This is a genomic window from Dactylosporangium sp. NPDC050588, assembly GCF_040654975.1.
GTDB classification, from domain to species: domain Bacteria; phylum Actinomycetota; class Actinomycetes; order Mycobacteriales; family Micromonosporaceae; genus Dactylosporangium; species Dactylosporangium maewongense.
Window position 1 is genome coordinate 1 of sequence record NZ_JBFAJA010000072.1, and the last position, 17572, is coordinate 17572.

The following is a 17572-nucleotide window of genomic DNA, read 5'->3' on the forward strand; positions in this document are numbered from 1 at the left end:
GCCGGCCAGCCACAGCTGCCGGCCGGCGCAGTCCACGGCCCGCGCGAGATCCTCGACGGTCGCCCGTGCCCCGGCCCGGACCCTCGCCGCGAACTCCCGGCCGTCCGTGGCGACCCGCACCTCACGCTCCATGCCCGTGATCCGCATGTCGCCGGTTCAGCCGCCGGCCTGCTCGAGGGCGTCGGCACGCCGCCGCACCTCGTCCGCCGCGTCCTGCAACGCCACCGACAGCCGGGTCAGCGCCGGCTCGTACTCACTGCTCCACGACGAGCGGAACCGTTCCGAGGCGCCGCCCTGCCAGTACGTGTTGGCCAGTGCGGTGCGCAGATCACGCAGCAGGCTGTCGACCGTGCTGCTCTGCCGGGCGAAGTTGCCGTTCAGCGTGTGCAACTGCCCGATCTCGCCGCCGATCACCGACATGGGACTCTCCTTCGCTGGTGGACTGTTCGCCACTCAACGTAGGGACCGCGCCGGCACCGGCGACATCGGAAAGGCTCCCCAATCCCGGTGACCGCGGCGGGCGCTCAGCGCAGCAGCCGCAGGTCGTCGCGGGTGATCAGCTCCCGGCTCAGCGCATACTCGGCCAGGCCGACGAGTGCGTTGTGGCCGGTCATGCCCGGCACACCGGCCTCGTCGAGCCGGGCCCGCAGGTACTCGATCCGCTTCACGAGGGTCGTGCGCGGCCAGTCCAGCCGCGCGGCCGCGGCCGCGTACGTGCGAGGGTGCGGATCATAGTGCGGCGGCTCCCGCAGGTACCCCGCGAACAGGGCGACCATCGCCAGGCGGTCCGCCGCGCTGATCACCACGGCGGCACCGACCTCGGTCGGCACGGCCGGGGTGAGCGGCTCCGCCACGGGCTCGCCGGCCGGCTGCGGTGCACACGGCGGTGTCAGCCGCAGATCGTGCTGGGCGAGGCTGCCGTCCACGAGCACCGTGACCGGCCGCTCGACCGCGACCCGCCGGCCCGGCGGCAGGACACTGCGGAAGCCGTACTCGTCGGCGACCGCGAACGGCCGGGTGGACGACGCGTTCGTCAACCACCAGACGGACCCCTCCCTGGTGATCGTCCCGGCGATCCGCGAGATCGCCGCGTCACCCGGGTCCAGGCAGATCGTGCACTCCTTCGCCCGCCCGAACGTCAGTCGATCTTCATCGACCAAGGTCAGCGCCTGTCCACCGCGTTCAACACGCATCCGTTGGGAAACCCTTCCCGTCCGACCGCCGCTCCGATTGACCGGCATCGTCGCTATTCTCGGCCACGCCGACAAACCGAGGGAGTGCCATGTCCGGCTTCACCGCCCGGCTCAGGTCCATGTCGCTGCGCCTACCGGGCCGCGCGTCATCGACCGGCGAACGGGTCAACCGCGCCACCCTGGCCGTCGTGCTGTGTGGTGCCGTGATCGCGGTCGGGCTCGGCGTCGGCTACCGGTCCTCCCGCGCCGCGTACGGCGACGGTGGGGCGTTCCTGCAGAAGGACACCAGGATCGTGCACGTCAACGCCGACAACCGTGACGCCGACGCCGTCGTCGCCAAGCAGCTGGCGACCGGCAAGCAGACGCTCGAGGTCGTGCAGGTCCGGCCCGGCGTCGTGTACGTCGTCAACAACGACACCGGCACGGTCACCCTGCTGCCGACCGACACCCTCGACCCGAAGACCGTCGACAAGCGGCCCGACTCCCAGGGCAAGCTCACCGTGGTCAGCGGCGGCGGCGACGCGTACCTCCTCGACTCGCAACGCGGCACGGTCAGCCGGCTCGACGGCACCGCCGGGCAGCAGACCCAGGTGACGGACCTGCCGCCGGTCGACCGGGCGGTGGTCGACGGCGCCGGGACCGCCTGGGGATACGCACCCGCCTCCGGTGAGCTCGTGGAGATCGTCAAGGACAAGGTGAAGTCACGGCAGCGCGTGCTCAGCGCCGGCGAGCGCGCCGAGCTGACCCTCGTCGGCGGCGCGCCGGTGATCTACGTACCGCACACCGGGCAGGCCGGCATGTACGGCCCGGACGGTCCGAAGCGCGTGCTCGACCTCGACGCGACGTTCGGGGTGCTGGCCGCCCCCGGCGCGGCCGCGACCGTCGCCGTCGCCGTCGGCCGCACGGGTGAGCTCGTCCTCGGCGAGTTCAGCGACGAGCGGGACGTGCGCAGGATCGCGCTGCCCGGCCGTGCCGGTCACCGGTTCGGCCCGCCGGTCATCCACAAGGACCGCGTGTACCTGCCGGACTTCACCGCCCGGCACGTGCTCGTCGTGCACACCGCGAGCGGCAAGGTGGAGACCGAACAACCCGTCCCCGGCCGCTCCGACACGTTCCAGGTCTTCACCCGCGACGATCACGTCTGGGTCAACGACCCGCACGACACCGCCGTGGTGATCACCTTCGACGCCGACGGCCGGCCCACCACCACGGACCTCACCGACGCGACCAAGCCGAGCCCGTCGCCGAAAGCGTCGCCGAAGCCATCGGGGAAACCGTCGGCGAGCCCCAGCGGCGCCCAGCCGGCTGCTTCGGCGAGCGCGGCGCCGCAGCAGCCGGTCACCCTGCCGAACCTGGTCGGCGTCGACCGCACCGCCGCGTGCGCGCGGCTGACGCAGCTCAGCCGCCAACTGCGGTGCAGGCTCGTGGCCCAGCCGGATGGCCCGGCCGACACCGACAAGGTGACCGGCACCGACCCGCCGGCCGGGTCGCGGGTCAACCCGCGCAGCACGGTGACCGTCTTCTACCGTGGGCCCGCGCAGGTGCCCGACGTCACGAAGCTGCCCGCCAGCCAGGCCTGCCGGGCGTTGGTCGCGGCGAGCCTGACCTGCCGGGAACAGGTCGGCGGGCTGGCCGCCGACGGCAGCCAGGTCCGGGTCGTCACCGCGCAGAGCCCCGCACCGGGGACGGCCGCGGCGACCGGCACGGCGGTCACCGTCACCTACCCGGACATGATCGCGGTGCCGAACCTCGTCGGGCAGCCGTCCAACGTGGCCTGCCCCACCGGTCTGACCTGCGCGCCGCACAGCCTCGGCCCGGGCACCCCGGCGTACGTGGTGATCGCCCAGCAGCCGGCCGCCGGCGCCGGCCTGACGCCGGGCGCGGCGGTGACCCTCGACCACTACGTGCACGGCGGCGTGGGGAACCTGGTCGGGATGAGCCCCGACGAGGCGTGCGCGAGCCTCGCGCAGCAGCAGCTGGGCTGCACCCGCAGCGACACCGCCCAGATCCTGTCGCCGATCGGTGTCGTCGTCGCGCAGGACCAGCCGCCGGGCACCGCGCTGCCGGTCGGCACCGCCGTCACGATCGCCTACCAGTCACGGACACCGGTGCCGATGAACCGGTTCAAGGCACCGGGCGCCAGACGCGGCAACTTCCTGTCGCCGGGCGGCGGCGGGCCCGCCGGCTTCTCGTCACAGGGCGCGATCGGGCAGATCTATCCGGTCGCGACGGCCGCCGGGATGCCCGGGCTGACACTCATCTACCAGCAGCATTGCGAACGGGCCTGCGGTGAGGTCGGCGGCTACTACTACTCCGCCAACCCGAACACGCAAGCCAACTGGGTCATGGACGGGCCGGCGTTCGCATGCTTCGTCGACCAGATCCCAGGCACCGTGCCGATCCGGGCCTTGTTCAACCCCACCGCAGCCGCGTGGGCCTGGGCCCAGCCCGGGTCCGGCGAGTACCAGGCCTTCGTGGCCGGTGGTTTCGGCTCGCAGTACGACTTCACCCTCTGCCACGTCTGGCCGCGCCCGTAACCGTCACCCGCCGCGATGTCGCGGGGAACCCTTCCCATTGAAGGGTTCCCCGCCACCGGCAACGCTTGGGGCATGCTCCCGCGCGACCCTGTTCTCATCGACGGTGCCCGCTACGCCGAGTACGCACAGACGGCCACCACCCAGGCGGCGGTCCTGCGATCCGCGGCGACCCGCGCCGAGGCGGCCGTCCGCGCCGTCGGACGCGCCACCGCCGGCGCCGCGTTCGAAAGCCCGTCGGCGAGCCGGTTCAAGCAACGCACCGGCGACATGACCGAAGACCTCCGTGCCGCCGCCGACCGGCTCACCGAACTCGCCGAGGACCTCGACCGGATGTCGAAGCACTACGGCGACCTCTACCTCGCGTGGAAGGCGGTCCAACCATGAACCCGGTCGTCCGGTACGTCTTCAACCTCGACGACCTGCACGGCCTCGCCGGCACCCTGCGCGGCGCGGCCCACGTCCTCGACGACGCCGCCGGGTCGGTGCGGGCGGCGCGGTCGGCCGTCTCCGACCTGCCCGGGATCGGCGCCGACACCGCCGCGGTGGCCGGCGGCATCGCGGTCCGGTTCGAGGCCGCGGCCCGCGGGCTGCGCGCCGACGCCGGCTGGCTCGCCGCGACGGTCGGCAAGCTCGCCGCGCTCGACGCCACCTTCTGGGCCGCGGCCGGTCTCGGCAAGGTCACCAGCGCGTTCCAGGGCGACCGCGCGCTGCGCCGACGGTACGGACGCGACGCCGCCGCCCGGCGGCTGGGCAACATCACCCGCACCGGCGTCGACCTGTTCGGCGAGGACGTGACCGGTTCGAAGCTGCCGCAGCAGGCGATGCGCTACTACCAGGGGCTCAAGCACTTCAAGGCGGTCGACCGGGCACTGTGGCAGCTACGCTACCCGCTCGCCTGGCACGCGACGGCCGCCGCCGACGCGCTGCGTCATGCCGCCCGGCGCGCCGGGGTGCCGGCCGCGAAGCGACCCGACTGGATCCGGCGTCTCGCCGGCGACGGCCATGGCCTGCGCCGCCTCAGACGCGTCGGGAACTGGGCGATCCCCGGTGGCTCGGCGGCGCTGCTGCTCGAGGACGGCCGTCAGCTGTTCAACCAGAAACACACGGGCGCGCGAGGAGGCCTCGAGGTGCTGCGGGACACCACCGCGACCGTCGGCTCCGGGTTGCACCTGGCGAGCGACGTGCTCAACGTCGTCCCGGTCGCCGGTACCGTCGCCGACAAGGGCGTCGACGCCGCCGTCTTCTTCACGTTCGACGCGTCGGTGATGGCCCTGGACGCCGTCGACTTCGTCGGCTTCGAACACGGCGACGACGTGGTGCACGCCGTCGGCGACGCGGCCGGCGAGGTCAAGGACTTCGTGGGCGGCATCCTGTGAACGGCCCTGTCACGCCGCCGGCGCTGCTCGCCACCGCCGATGAGCTGGACGCCCTCGCCTACGGCCTCGCCGGTGCCGGGTTTCCCGGGGTCGGGCCGACACTGGTCGCCGCCGCCCCGCCGGAGCACCGGGCGGCGGTCGCCCGCCGGCTCACCGGCGCGCTGCGGATGCGTGGGATCGTCCGGTCGGACACCGGCGGCTGGCAGGTCGCCCCCGCCTACCGGGACCTCTTGGACGCCGTCCTCGACCCCGACCTGGTCGTCGGCGTCCGGGTGCGCACACCGGCCGCGTCGACGATGACGCTGGTGTCCCGTGGTCGCGGCACGGTCGTGCTGCACGAGGCCACCACCGACGGCGACCACCGGCTGCGGCATTCCCCCACCGACCTGCCCACCGCCGTGCGGCACCTGCTCGCCGCCCCGACCTGGCCACCCTGCGGCACCGGCGCGGAACGGCTGACCCGGACCGGACTGCGCCGGCGCATCGACCAAGGCCCCACGACGCCGTTCACGCACGCCGTCACCGGCTGCCGGTACGCCGCCCGGGTCACACCGTTCGGCGGCGCCGGCGACGGCACATACCACGCCGCTTCAGCCGTGCTGCTCGCCGCCGAGACCGGTCCACTGTGGACCGTCGAGGTCCACGACGACGACCTGGTGATCGCCGAACCCGTCGACGACATCGCCGACTGGCTCCGGCACCTCCTCCGCGAACCTGTCCCCGCCCGCTCGAACCGAGGCTGACATGGCGCTGACCCCACCCCACGAACTCGACGACCTCGCCACCGCACTCGACCGGCACGCCGGCGAGCTGGACCGGGTCCGCGACGAGCTCCGGCACGCCGTCCACGACACCCGCGGCGGGTGGGAGGGGCTCGTCGCCGACCGCTTCCGGGCCCACCTCGACGGCCGGCACCGGCAGCACCACCTCGCGCAGGCCGCCGACCGGCTCCGCGACACCGCACGGCTCGCCCGGCTGGCCGCCGACGAGCAACGCGACCGGCTGGCCACCGCCCAGACCGGCGGGACCCCGGCACCATGACGGTCCACCCCGCGCCGGCCAAGCTGACCCTCACCCTCGACGAGCTGCGCGCCCTCGCCCGGCTCGCCGGCTACTGGCTGCCCGCCGACGTCACCGACGACGACGACGCGGACATGCGCATCGACCTGGCGGCGGTGCGAGGTCTCGCCGCGCGTGGACTCCTGCCCGGCGAGGAGCCGCTCGCCGGTGCCCTCGAACCGCTGACCGGGCCTCGCACCGCGGTGGAGATCGACGCCGACGAGGCCGGAACCCGGCGCTGGTACGCGGCTTCCGGCGACACGTCCACCACCGTCCTGGCCGGCCGTCACGACGGGCTCGTGGACGTGGGGCTCCTCGACGGGTCGCCGGCGGCGGTCGTGCCGCGGCTGCTGCTGTTGCCCGACGCCCACGTCGACACGACCGGGTTCGACGTCGACGCCGACGCCTTGGCGGAGGCCGACGAGCTGGTGGCCGCCGGCGCGGACGGCGCCGCGCTGGACGTCCTGCGCCGCGCCGGGGTGCCTGCGGGGCCGGCGACGAGGTGGCTGCGCGCGATCACCGGCCGGCGGTTCGCCGCCGCGGTCCGGGTCGCCCACCACGACGCGGCAACGGGCCGGTTCGTCGCCGACGAACTGCGGTGGCTCGTCGCCGGCGACGGGACCGGCTGGCAGGTCACCACCATCCACAGTGGACGCCATCGGGTCGCCCCGGCCGACCCCGGCGACGTCCGCGAAGCCCTCGACCACCTGCTGTCCTGGAGTGCCTCATGCCGAGTGCCCTGAGCCGGTTCATGGCCGCGATCCGCTCGGTCAAGTCCGGCGGCGACTACCACATCGCCGGCCCGCCGACCCCGTACGGCCGCGCGAGCGGCGCGTACCAGTTCATCGACTCGACCTGGAACAACTTCAAGGGCTACCCGACCGCGAGGAGCGCCCCGCCGGCCGTCCAGGACCAGAAGGCGGCGCAGCTCATGTCGTCCTACCACCGGGAGTTCGGCCGCTGGGACCTGGTGGCCGTGGCCTGGCACGCGGGCGAGGGCACCGCCCGCCGGGTCGCGCACGACCCGTCCTACCTCAACCGGCTCAGCGACGGGTATCTGCCGACGTCGGCGTACGTGCAGCGGGTGCTGCACCGGGCCGGCCTGCCGCCGGCCGGCGGTAAGCCGGGGGGTGGCGGCAGTGGCGGCGGCAGTGGCGGCGGTGGCGGTGGCGCGGTCCTTCCGATGCGGCCCTGGCAGGTGCCGCGCAACATCGCCGGCAAGCACGGCCGCATCGTCATCGACCCGCCGCTGCTGTCCCGGCTCGCCCGGCAGCTCACCGACAACCTGGCGACCGTCGACTCGGTGTACCACCGCACGAAGCGCGCCACCGCCGACGTCCACCGGATGCGGTTCGCCGACCCGGCGACCGGCCGTCGCCTGCACGCCGCCCTCGACGACGTCCTCGACGGCCGGCACGGACTCAGGCTCGTCCCCGGCTACCTGAGCCGCGACGTCGGATACCTCCTGGAGGCCCGCGACCGGGCACTGCGCGCCGACAGCGACAACCGGCACGAACGGCGCGGGGTCGAGCGCCTGATCGCCTCGCTGGCCGCCCGGCACGGCACCGGTACCCGCAGGAACGTCGCCCACCTGCTCCGCGACCTGTACCGGCGGGACAGCGCCCACACCCGCCGGCACCTCCCGACTTCCCCGGCGTCGTCACCGTCCGCGCCCCGGCGGCACGGGTTGTCGAACGTCAAGCTCGGACACGCCTGGGGCGGCAGCAAGTCGATCTTCGACCAGTTCGTCACGCCGTTCCTGGGCAAGGAGGGACTCACCGCCGGGTCGCAGAAACGACCGACCGACTCCGTCCCCGGCCCCGCCACCTCGGACCACTTCGTCGGCAGCAGATCCTCCTACGCGATCGACTACCCGACCTTCTCCGGCGAGGACGAGGCCCGCGCCCTGGCCCGGGCGATGGGCAACCGCTCCTGGCAGCCGAACAGCTACGACTCGTTCGTGGTCAAGGTCGATGGGGCACAGTTCCGCGTGCAGATCCTGTGGGGCGCCCGCATCGATCACGCCGACCACGTCCACGTGGGCATCCACCGCCTGTGAGCAGAAACGACGGCCGTCCGGGCCGCGTCTCAGCTGTACACGTCGCCGCAGTACTGGGATGAAGAACGCGTTGGACGTGTTGGTGGCACACCGTCAGGTCGGCACAGCCAGCCGGACCTGCCGCTTGCGGCGGTACATCTCGGCGTCGGCCCGGCGCAGCAGCGCGTCGGCGTCGGCCGGAGTGCCGGTGGCGACGCCGATGCTGGCGCCGACGTGCGCGACGGTGCCGGGCAGGTGGCACGGGCGGGTGACGGCGGCGCCGATCGAGGCGGCGCGGTGGTGCGCCGCGTCGGCGTCGACGCCCGGCAGGAGCAAGGCGAACTCGTCGCCGCCGAGGCGGGCGACCAGCGCGTCCGGGCCGGCGGCCGCCTCGAGGCGGCGGGCGACCTCGACGAGGAGCGCGTCGCCGGCGTGGTGGCCGTGGACGTCGTTGACCTGTTTGAAGCCGTCGAGGTCGATGACCAGGACGCTCAGCTGGGCGGCGGTGTCGATCGCCGCGAGCCGCTCGGTCAGCAGCGCGCGGTTGGCCAGGCCGGTCAGGGCGTCGTGCGTCGCCTGGTGGCGCAGCGCGTCGTGCAGTCGCTGCAGTTCGAGCATGCTGCGGTCGAGGTCGGTGAGCAGCCGGTCGTTGTCCTGGAACGCGATCAGCTGGCGGGTGAGGACCACGGCGGTGATCAGCACGACGCCGACCGCGACGCCCCACGTGCGTGCGTCCGCCCCGGCGACGTACAGGGCGACGATCGCGAGCAGTTCGGTGGCGGCGACGGCGACGTACGGCATGACACTGAACCGGCGCTGCCGCGCCTCGGCGGGTCCGGCCGGGCAGCGCTGCTGGATCCCCTGCACGCGCAGGCTCGCCACGGTGAGGATGCACGGCAGCAGCGACGCGACCGCCTCGATCCGCGCATCGGCGGCCCCGGTCAGGACCGCGGCGACGGAGGTGCCCACGGCCGTGCCGCCGACCCCGACACAGCCGGCGATGCCTGCCTGCCGCGTGAAGGGGGCGGTGCCGCTGAGGATCAGCTTGAGCACGCCCAGCACGATCACCAGCATGACCACGGCGCCGGCCGCGGCGGCCAGCCGGTCCCCCAGGCGTGGGCTGTCCAGTTCGGCGCCGATCGAGAAGTACCAGAGGAAGACGGCGACACCGATCAGCACCGCGCCCGCGTCGAGCCACAGCCGCATCCGCTGCCGCCCGGCATCACCGAGCGGGTGACGCAGCATCACCACCGCCATCACCGTCATCGCGCACACGACGCACAACGACTGCACGATGCTCACCGCGGCGCCGGGGTCGGCGACCATCACGACGGTCTGCGTCCCGTCCCCGACGGCGCACAGCAGACCGGCCACCGCCATCGCCCGCCAGAACCGGCGCTGGTGCCGGTCCGTGCCGCCGTGCGCCCGCAGCCGGCGGGCGAACACCACGATCGACACGTCGAGCGCCGCCTGGATCCCCCAGGAGACGGCGCCGCCGCCCGGCCCGGCGAGGAACCACACCGGCACGATCAGGGCCAGCCCGGCGAAGCCGAGCAGCACCGGGTCACGCAGGAGCTCACCGACCGGGGACCGTTGCGCCATGCCCGCCCAGTCGGCCGGCGGCACGACGACCTGAGCCCGGCGGGCGGACCGCTCCAGCCGTCAGCGGTACTGCAACCGATCCGCACTGGAAACGCTCGTCACCAGGCGAAGCGCTCGCGGTGCAGGCGCGGGGCGGGGACGCCGACGCGGCGTGCGGCGCGCAGGACGGCGGCGGTCCACGGGTCGGGGCCGCAGACGAAGACGTCGTGGTCGGCCAGGTCCGGGGCCAGGGAGCGCAGCGCCGCGATGTCGTCGTAGTCGGCGTACACCACCGGCAGCCACGACCCGGGCGCCGCGCGCGGGCCGACGAGCGGGACCAGGCGGACGCCGCGCTCCCGGGCCAGCCACTCCAGTTCGGGCAGGAACGCCACGTCCTGCGGGTGGCGGGTGCGGTACACCAGGGTCGCCTGGCCGTGGCCGTACGGCAGGTCCCACAGCAGCGCCAGCAACGGGGTGACGCCGACGCCGCAGCCGAACATGGTGACCGAGCCGCCGCGGTACGTGTCGGCGGTCATCCGCCCGTACGGGCCCTCGATGACGACCTTCGTGCCGGGGCGCAGGTCGGCGACCCGGGCCGTGGCCTCGCCGACCGTCTTCACGGTGATGCGGAGGCGGTCGGCGCGGGGCGGGCCGGACAGGGAGTACGGGTTGCCGCGCCAGCCGCCCTCGCCGTCCAGGAACCGCCACACGAAGAACTGGCCCGCGCGGGCGGGGAGGCGATCCAGGCGGCGACCGCGCAGGTAGACCGAGACCAGGCCGGGGGCCTCCTCGACGACCCGGTCGACGCGCAGCCGGTGGCGCAGGGTGCGCCACACCGGCATGCCGAGGCGGAACACGACGGTCGAGCCGGCGGCCGCGCCGTACATCGTCCACCAGAACACCGACGCGAGCGGCGTGCCGAAGTCGCTGCCCAGCCACAGCTCGTGCGGCACCGCGAGGGCGATGCCGGCGTACGCGTACAGGTGCAGCAGATGCCAGGTGGCGTAGCGCAGGCGGCGGCGGACCGGACGCAGCGACGTCGCCGCCACCAGCACGAGGGCGAGCAGGCCCAGGGTCGCGGGGACCATGCCGCGGTACCCGGTGACGAGCGCCCACAGCTGCCCGGCGCTCTCGACGTGCGACACGAGCGCCAGGACCACGTGGGCGAACAGCAGCGCGAAGGACGCGGTGCCCGTCCAGCGGTGCCAGCGGCCGAGGGTGTCCTGACCGAAGGCGCGTTCGAGCCACGGGATGCGGGCCGTGCCGAGCACCTGCAACAGCAGCAGGTCGGTGGACCACAGCGCGGCGAGGCGGCCGGCGGCGGCCGGCCCTGGCGCGGACGTGGGCAGGCCGAGCACCCACAGCACGGTCGCGACGGCCAGGCTGGACGCCGCGAAGAGCTTCGCCGCGGTTCGCACAACGCACCCCACTGGGCATGAGGAACGGCCCCGCCTCTGGGGCGGGGCCGTTCGGAGGGACGAGGTCAGCCGCCGGTGAAGGACGGGGTGGTGCCGCACTTCGCCTTCGCGTTGAGGCAGACCTTCACGAGGGGGCCGAGGTTCTCCGGCTTCCAGGCGTTCATGAAGTCGCCGTGCATCGACGAGGCCATCCCCGACGACAGCGCGAGGCCGTCGCCGCCGAGGGACTCGTAGTTCACCATGAACGACAGGTTCGGGATGGCGACCGGGTAGTCGCCCTGGCACTTGCCGTTCTTCGCACCGCCCATGTGCGACTTGTGATCGGGCGAATCGATGTGCTTGCCGTCCCAGCAGTCCTGGAAGGTCAGCTGGAAGATGAGGTTCCCGCCGGGGGCGCAGACCGGCCAGTTGCCGTCGGCGCTGCGGCCGACCTCGGCGCTGCCGGCGCACCAGAACTGGCCCGGGGCGCCCTTCTGCGTGGCGACCTGACGCTTGGCGTCGCCGTGGACCATGACCAGGCCGGGCGGGAACGGCACCGTCGCCGACGGGTCGGGCAGCCGCGAGCCGTAGTACACCCGGAAGCTCTTCATCTTGACCGGCTGCCCGTTCTTGAGCAGCTGGGGCACCCAGTAGGCGCTGTTGTCGCCCGGGGCGTTGCAGTTGGTCTTGCGGGCGAAGAGGTCGGCCGGCTTGGTGGTGGCGTCGACGGTCGGGCCGAAGAACGTGTGCATGTGCGACGCGCCGGGCAGGCCGGGCAGCACGATCGGGTCGTCCTTGGCTTCGTTCGACACCGCACAGTCCGTGTGGAACTCCGCGACCCGGGTGGTGCCCGCCGGCACCGGCAGCTGCTGGAGCTGGTTGAACGCGGCCAGCTCCGCCTGCCACTTGGCCTGGTCGACGTCGACCCAGCCGCCGGCCGGGGCGGAGCCGGTCGGTGAGGTGGTGGGCGAGGTGCCGCCGGTCGGGGCGGCGCTGCTCGGCGGGGGCGGCGCGACCGTGGCGGTCGCCGGCGGGCGCGTGCCGGAGCCGAGCGCGAACCAGTTGACGTTCACGAAGTCGCTCTTCTGGTCGCTCTTCATCACGGCGACCAGGGTCTGCGGGCCGGACGGGACGCGCGCCGCGGTGGCGTTGACGGTCGTCCACTTCTGCCAGCCGCCGGTGTACGCGACCGGGAACGTCGCGACGAGCTCGCCCGCCGGCGAGCCGAGGTGCAGCTCGATCGAGCCGCCGGCCCGGTTGTTGGCCGCGATCCGGGCGCTCAGCTGGGCGCCGACGGTCACGTTGTCGTACTGCAGCCAGTCGCCGGCGGCGAGCCACCCGATGTTCTTGCCGCCGCCGCTGTCGGCGGTGTTCTCGGTCCGTGCCCCGTTCTGGGCCGACCAGGTCTCCGCCTCGATCCTGCCGGGCGCTGCCTCGTCGGCGTTCGCGGTCGCCAGGTAGGCCCCGCTCACACCGACCGCCGACACGACCGTCGCGGCGATGAGGATGTTGCGGGCCCGGCGTCTTCCTCGCGGGTTCTGGGAATAGTTGCGCATGCGTCTGTCTCCGCCGTCCTGGGCTGACGTCGTGGATTCCGTGCGGTCAGCAAGTTACCAGCTCAGAGGCTTATTTCAAGTCGCAAAGGAACTCTTAGAAATACGTATTCCCAGCGCTGCTGGCCCGGTCGCTGACCCTACTCGATTACGCTTTTCCGGCTTAAGTTTGGCTTAAAGACGTTCGGGAGTCGGACGGTGACCTTCCGCAGGCGGCGCGGTGGTGGGCGACAAGTTTTTGCCCACTGATCGCGCACAAGGCAGGCCTAGCGTGCGGGGAGACCGGCGTCGACGGTCTTTGACGGACAACGAAGGAGCGCAGCGATGAGCACGCCTGTCGTCTTCATCCACGGACTGTGGTTGCACGCATCGTCCTGGCAGCCGTGGGTCGAGCTGTTCCGGGCGGAAGGCTATGCGCCGGTCGCCCCGGGATGGCCGGGTGAGCCGGGAACCGTCGCCGAGGCGCGGGAGCATCCGGAGGCGGTCGCCGACCACGGCATCGACGACGTCGTCGAGCACTACGCGAAGGTGATCGCGGGCCTGCCGGCGAAGCCGATCCTGATCGGGCACTCGTTCGGTGGCATGATCGCGCAGAAGCTCCTCGGCCAGGATCTCGCCGCCGCGGCGGTGGCTGTCGACGCGGCGCAGATCAAGGGAGTGCTGCCGCTGCCGCTGTCGGCGTTGCGGGCGACGCTGCCGGTGTTCCGGAACCCGGCGAACAAGCACCGGGCGGTGTCGTTGACGGCGCAGCAGTTCCGGTTCGCGTTCGGCAACGCCGTCACCGAGCAGGAGTCGCAGGAGCTGTTTGACCGGTGGGCGGTCCCGGCACCGGGCAAGCCGCTGTTCGAGGCGGCCGCGGCGAACTTCGACCCGCACTCCCCCGCCAAGGTGGACACGGCCAACGAGCTGCGGGGTCCGCTGCTGCTCATCACGGGCGGGCGGGACCACACGGTGCCGGAGTCGGTGACCCGGGCGACCCTCAAGCAGTACCGGCACTCCCACGCGGTCACCGACCTCCTCGACTTCCCCGACCGCGCCCACTCGCTGACGATCGACAGCGGTTGGCGGGCGGTCGCCGACGAGAGCCTGGCATGGCTGCGGCGCAACGGGCTCTGAGGTGACGCGGGACTGACCGGCCGGCGCGACCGTCGTCCCGTGCGGGAACCAGAAAGGAACACACCATGGATCTGCATCTTTCGGGCAAGACCGCGGTGGTCACCGGCGCCAGCAAAGGCATCGGTCTGGCCGTCACCCAGGCCCTGGCCGCTGAGGGGGTCCGGGTCGTGGCGGGGGCCAGGACCGCCGGACCCGACCTCACGCAGCTGAGCGGTAGCGCCGACGTGCGGGTCGTCGAGGTCGACCTGAGCACCGCGGACGGACCGGCCGGTCTCGTCGACACCGCCGTGACCGCGTTCGGCGGGCTCGACATCCTGGTCAACAACGTCGGTGCGGTGCGGCCACGCACGGCCGGGTTCCTGGCCGTCACCGACGAGGAGTGGACGGCGACGCTGACGCTGAACCTCCTCGCCGCGGTCCGCACGACCCGGGCGGCGCTGCCGCACCTGCTGGCCGGCGGCGCGGGCAGCATCGTCACGGTCGGGTCGGTCAACGCCACGCTGCCCGATCCGCTCGTCATCGACTACAGCGCCGCGAAGGCCGCCCTGGCCAGCTTCTCCAAGTCGCTGTCGAAGGAGTTCGGAGGGCGTGGGGTCCGGGCCAACACGGTCAGCCCCGGGCCGGTGAGCACCGGGTTGTGGCTCGGCGACGACGGGGTCGCGGCAACCGTCGCCCGCTCGCTGGGCGGCGGTGACCCCGGCGCGGTCGCCGACCGGGCCGCCGGCGAGTCCGTCACCGGCCGGTTCACCCGCCCGCAGGAGGTCGCCGATCTGGTGCTGCTGCTGGCCAGTGACCGCACCGCGAACGTCACCGGTGCCGACTTCGCCGTCGACGGCGGCCTGGTCAGCACGTTGTAGGTCAGCGGCCGGCCTGGACGTGGACGAGGCCGGCCAGCTGGGCTCGCGAGGTGATCTCCAGTTTCGGGAAGATGCGGTGCAGGTGTGAGCTGACGGTGCGGTGCGACAGGTACAGCCGTTCGCCGATCTCGCGGTTCGTCATGCCTTCCGCGGCGAGCTGCGCGATCTGCAGCTCCTGCGCGGTGAGCCGGCCACGGGCGTCGACGCCGCGCCTGCGGCTGGTCTCACCGGCGGCGCGCAGCTCCTGCCGCGCCTGCTCCTCCCACGGGACGGTGCCCAGGGTGTGGAACGTGTCCATCGCCGTGCGCAGCAGGGCGCGGGACTCGGCGACCCGGCGCTGGCGGCGCAGCCAGCGTCCGTAGGCGAGCTGCAGCCGGGCCCGGGCGAACGGCCAGCGTCCGACGTCGACCTGCAACGCGGCCTGGAACAGCGCCTCGGCGTCGGTGTCGCCGGCGAGGACCGCGCGGGCGTGCCGCAGCCCACCGTGCAGGGCCGGTGACGGTGTCTGCAGCGCGAACGTCTCGAGCTCGGCGACGATCCCGGCGACGGCGCCGGCCTGACCGCTGTGCACGGCGGCGTCGGCGAGCTCGGCCAGGGCGAAGCAGCGCAGCGCCGGATGGAACGAGGGGTCGACCGGGTCGTGCATCCGGCGGAACTGCTCGAACGCGTCGGCGTAGCGCCCGGCGCCGAGCGCGGCGAGCCCCCGGGCGAGCCGCGCGGTGGCGAGGACCGGCCGGACCCGGCCGGACATGGCGCCCTGCTCGGCGGCACCGGCAAGGGCCTGAGCGCCCGGCTCGTCGCCGCGCAGGGCGGCGAGGACGGCAGCGGTCGCCTGGCCGATGCCGACGAACAGCGGCTGCGACGTCTCCCGGGCCAGGCGGGTGCACTCCTCGGCGGCCGGGATGCCGACGTTGAGGTAGGCGAGGTGGGCGGCGCTCCACGCCTGCGCCCCCGACGCCCGCGCGACGAGCCCGAGGCGGCCCTGCGCCCGCAACGCCGGCAGCGCCGCGGTGCAGCAGGACTCGGCGAGGTCGAACGCACCGACCAGGACCGCGGCGCTGCCGACCAGGCGGAGCGCCTCGGCGTTGCCGGCGGCCCGCTCCGCGCCGCGGCGAAGGCTGTCGATCACCGCGGCGCCGCGTTCGATCGGTGCCGCGAACGCGAGGATCGCCAACAGGTCCGGGTCGTCGGCGGGGATCGGCAGTGCTTCGGCGACGCTGACGAGCCGGTGCCTGCTCGGCAGGTCCGCCTCGGTCCAGAATGATCGCAGCGCCGCGCCGTTGAGCAGCCGGAGCGCGACGTCGACGTGACCGTCGGCGGCGACCCGTTCAGCGACGTCGGCGACCCGTGCCGGTTGGCGGTGCTCGTCGCGGAGCCCGTCGCCGAAGCTGGCCTCGATCCACAGCAGCTGGGCCCGTTGCCATGAGGACAGCTCGACGGTTGCGGCGTCGCGCAGCAGCCGGTGGACCACGTCCTGCCGGCCGAGCTCGACGGCGGCCTCGGCGGCGCGCAGCAGCCGGGCGGCCCGCCGGACCGGGTCGTCGGTGAGTTGGGCGGAGCGTTCGAGGGCGGTCAGCGCCGCGACGGCCGCGCCGCGACGGCGGGCCGCGGCGGCGATCTGCTCGAGGTCGGCCGCGACGTCCTCGTCCGGTCCGTGGCTGGACGAGGCCCGGTGCCAGCCGCTGCGGTCGTGCTGGCCCGCGAGGACCTGGGCCAGTGCGGCGTGCGCGGCGTGCCGTTGCTGGAGGTCGGCGTGCTGGTGGATCGCCGAGCGCATCAGCGGGTGCCGGAACCGGATGCGGTCACCGTCGATGTCGACCAGCGACGCCGCGACGGCCGGCGGCAGGTCGCCGACCGTGACGGCGGTGCCGGCGACGAGCGTCGCCGCGGCGAGGGTCTCCGAAAGGGCGTCGCCGTCGTTGGTCGCGGCGACGAGCAGCAGGGTCCGGGTCGCCGCGGGAAGCTGGACCGCCCTGGCCGCGAACGCCTCCTGCAGCCGGTCGGTGAGCGGGCGCAGGGCCGCGGTCGCCGGGCCGGGCGGTCCGGACGCCGCGGTGTGCCCGGCGGTGATCGTGGACAGCTCGACCAGGGCGAGGGGGTTGCCGGCGGCATCCAGCAGCAGCTGCCGTCGCACGCCGGCCGGCAGGTCGGCGGCGTGCGCGTCGAGCACGGCAGCGGCGGCGGTCTCGTCGAGCCGGTCCAGGCGCAGCTGCGGCAGGTCGGCGCCGAAGGACGTGGGGAAGCCGTCGCGAACGGCGGCCAGCAGCAGCACCGGGTCCGCGTCGAGGCGCCGTGCGACGAACCCGAGGACCTCCGCGGTGGCCGGGTCCAGCCAGTGCGCGTCCTCCACGACGAGCAGGGCGGCGGGTCCTGTGGCGGCGTCGGCGAGGATGTTGAGCACGGCGAGCGCGACGAGGAACAGGTCGGGGGTGGCCACGTCTGCCATGCCGAACGCGCCGTGCACCGCGTCGCGCTGCGGGCCGGGCAGCGCCTCCGCGCGGGCCAGGACGGGGCGCAGCAACTTGTGCAGGCCCGCGAACGGCACCCTGGCCTCCGCCTCGACGCCGGCGGTGGTGAGGACCAGCATCCCGCCGGTGGCGGCGACCCGGCGGGCCTCCGTCAGCAGCCGGGTCTTGCCGATGCCGGCCTCGCCGCGCAGCACCAGCGCGCCGCCGCGCTCGCGGACACCGTGCAGCAACGTGGTCAGCTGCCGTAGTTCGGCGTCGCGGCCGTACAGGTGCTCGCCTGGCATACCGAAGGTCACCCGTCCAGGTCGGCCCGCCCGTGTCGGTCCTGAGGGTACACATGCCGGCACGGTCGGTTCGAGGAGCGCTCCCACGTGTGCGAAGATGCTCCCGGCGTGGG

The 17572-nt window shown here is 73.8% G+C and carries 15 protein-coding genes; 9 read left to right on the forward strand and 6 right to left on the reverse strand.

Translation table 11 applies throughout. From position 1 onward, the window contains the following. Positions 1 to 156: 156 nt before the first annotated feature. Together AB0I21_RS39970 and AB0I21_RS39975 are read right to left on the reverse strand one after the other, a co-directional pair. Positions 157 to 420 carry a WXG100 family type VII secretion target gene (locus AB0I21_RS39970; RefSeq protein WP_344510109.1) on the reverse strand — a complete coding sequence of 88 codons (264 nt, stop codon included), beginning with the start codon at positions 418 to 420 and terminating at the stop codon, positions 157 to 159. 104 nt (positions 421 to 524) lie between these two features. Further along, a complete protein-coding gene (locus AB0I21_RS39975) occupies positions 525 to 1193 on the reverse strand; it encodes an FHA domain-containing protein (protein WP_360568898.1) in 669 nt (222 codons plus the stop codon). Between the two features lie 89 nt (positions 1194 to 1282). Between AB0I21_RS39975 and AB0I21_RS39980 the strand changes: the two genes are divergently transcribed. The 7 genes from AB0I21_RS39980 (at position 1283) to AB0I21_RS40010 (ending at position 8224) form a co-directional block, all read left to right on the forward strand. Further along, entirely contained in the window at positions 1283 to 3730 is a 2448-nt protein-coding gene (locus AB0I21_RS39980) for a PASTA domain-containing protein (protein WP_360568899.1), read from the forward strand. 72 nt (positions 3731 to 3802) lie between these two features. Continuing rightward, positions 3803 to 4114: a hypothetical protein gene (locus AB0I21_RS39985; RefSeq protein ID WP_360568900.1), complete on the forward strand. Its 312-nt coding sequence runs from the start codon at positions 3803 to 3805 to the stop codon at positions 4112 to 4114. After that, positions 4111 to 5106, forward strand: a complete 996-nt coding sequence (locus AB0I21_RS39990; protein ID WP_360568901.1) for a hypothetical protein — start codon at positions 4111 to 4113, stop codon at positions 5104 to 5106. The genes AB0I21_RS39985 and AB0I21_RS39990 overlap by 4 nt, the downstream gene beginning before the upstream one ends. Then, a complete protein-coding gene (locus AB0I21_RS39995) occupies positions 5103 to 5849 on the forward strand; it encodes a hypothetical protein (RefSeq protein WP_360568902.1) in 747 nt (248 codons plus the stop codon). Before AB0I21_RS39990 ends, AB0I21_RS39995 begins: the two co-directional genes overlap by 4 nt. 1 nt (position 5850) lies before the next feature. Next, positions 5851 to 6147 carry a hypothetical protein gene (locus AB0I21_RS40000; RefSeq protein WP_360568903.1) on the forward strand — a complete coding sequence of 99 codons (297 nt, stop codon included), beginning with the start codon at positions 5851 to 5853 and terminating at the stop codon, positions 6145 to 6147. After that, the gene (locus tag AB0I21_RS40005) at positions 6144 to 6908 is read left to right on the forward strand and encodes a hypothetical protein (protein WP_360568904.1); all 765 of its coding nucleotides are present in this window, start codon (positions 6144 to 6146) and stop codon (positions 6906 to 6908) included. The genes AB0I21_RS40000 and AB0I21_RS40005 overlap by 4 nt, the downstream gene beginning before the upstream one ends. Next, positions 6893 to 8224, forward strand: coding sequence for a hypothetical protein (locus AB0I21_RS40010; protein WP_360568905.1), 1332 nt, complete (start codon positions 6893 to 6895; stop codon positions 8222 to 8224). Before AB0I21_RS40005 ends, AB0I21_RS40010 begins: the two co-directional genes overlap by 16 nt. A 93-nt stretch (positions 8225 to 8317) precedes the next feature. Here the strand turns inward: AB0I21_RS40010 and AB0I21_RS40015 are convergent, their stop codons facing one another. The 3 genes from AB0I21_RS40015 to AB0I21_RS40025 all read right to left on the reverse strand — a co-directional run bounded on the left by AB0I21_RS40015 (position 8318) and on the right by AB0I21_RS40025 (position 12737). Next, a complete protein-coding gene (locus AB0I21_RS40015; protein ID WP_360568906.1) occupies positions 8318 to 9805 on the reverse strand; it encodes a GGDEF domain-containing protein in 1488 nt (495 codons plus the stop codon). A gap of 98 nt (positions 9806 to 9903) precedes the next feature. Further along, positions 9904 to 11202: a ferredoxin reductase family protein gene (locus AB0I21_RS40020; protein WP_360568907.1), complete on the reverse strand. Its 1299-nt coding sequence runs from the start codon at positions 11200 to 11202 to the stop codon at positions 9904 to 9906. Between the two features lie 65 nt (positions 11203 to 11267). Next, on the reverse strand, positions 11268 to 12737 hold the full coding sequence (locus AB0I21_RS40025; RefSeq protein WP_360568908.1) for a DUF1996 domain-containing protein: 1470 nt from the start codon (positions 12735 to 12737) through the stop codon (positions 11268 to 11270). 321 nt (positions 12738 to 13058) lie between these two features. Between AB0I21_RS40025 and AB0I21_RS40030 the strand changes: the two genes are divergently transcribed. Beyond that, positions 13059 to 13850 carry an alpha/beta fold hydrolase gene (locus AB0I21_RS40030; RefSeq protein WP_360568909.1) on the forward strand — a complete coding sequence of 264 codons (792 nt, stop codon included), beginning with the start codon at positions 13059 to 13061 and terminating at the stop codon, positions 13848 to 13850. Positions 13851 to 13915: 65 nt separating this feature from the next. Continuing rightward, the gene (locus AB0I21_RS40035; protein WP_360568910.1) at positions 13916 to 14707 is read left to right on the forward strand and encodes an SDR family oxidoreductase; all 792 of its coding nucleotides are present in this window, start codon (positions 13916 to 13918) and stop codon (positions 14705 to 14707) included. Position 14708: 1 nt separating this feature from the next. Here AB0I21_RS40035 and AB0I21_RS40040 read toward each other — a convergent pair whose 3' ends face one another. Beyond that, on the reverse strand, positions 14709 to 17471 hold the full coding sequence (locus AB0I21_RS40040; RefSeq protein ID WP_360568911.1) for an AAA family ATPase: 2763 nt from the start codon (positions 17469 to 17471) through the stop codon (positions 14709 to 14711). Between the last annotated feature and the right edge of the window lie 101 nt (positions 17472 to 17572).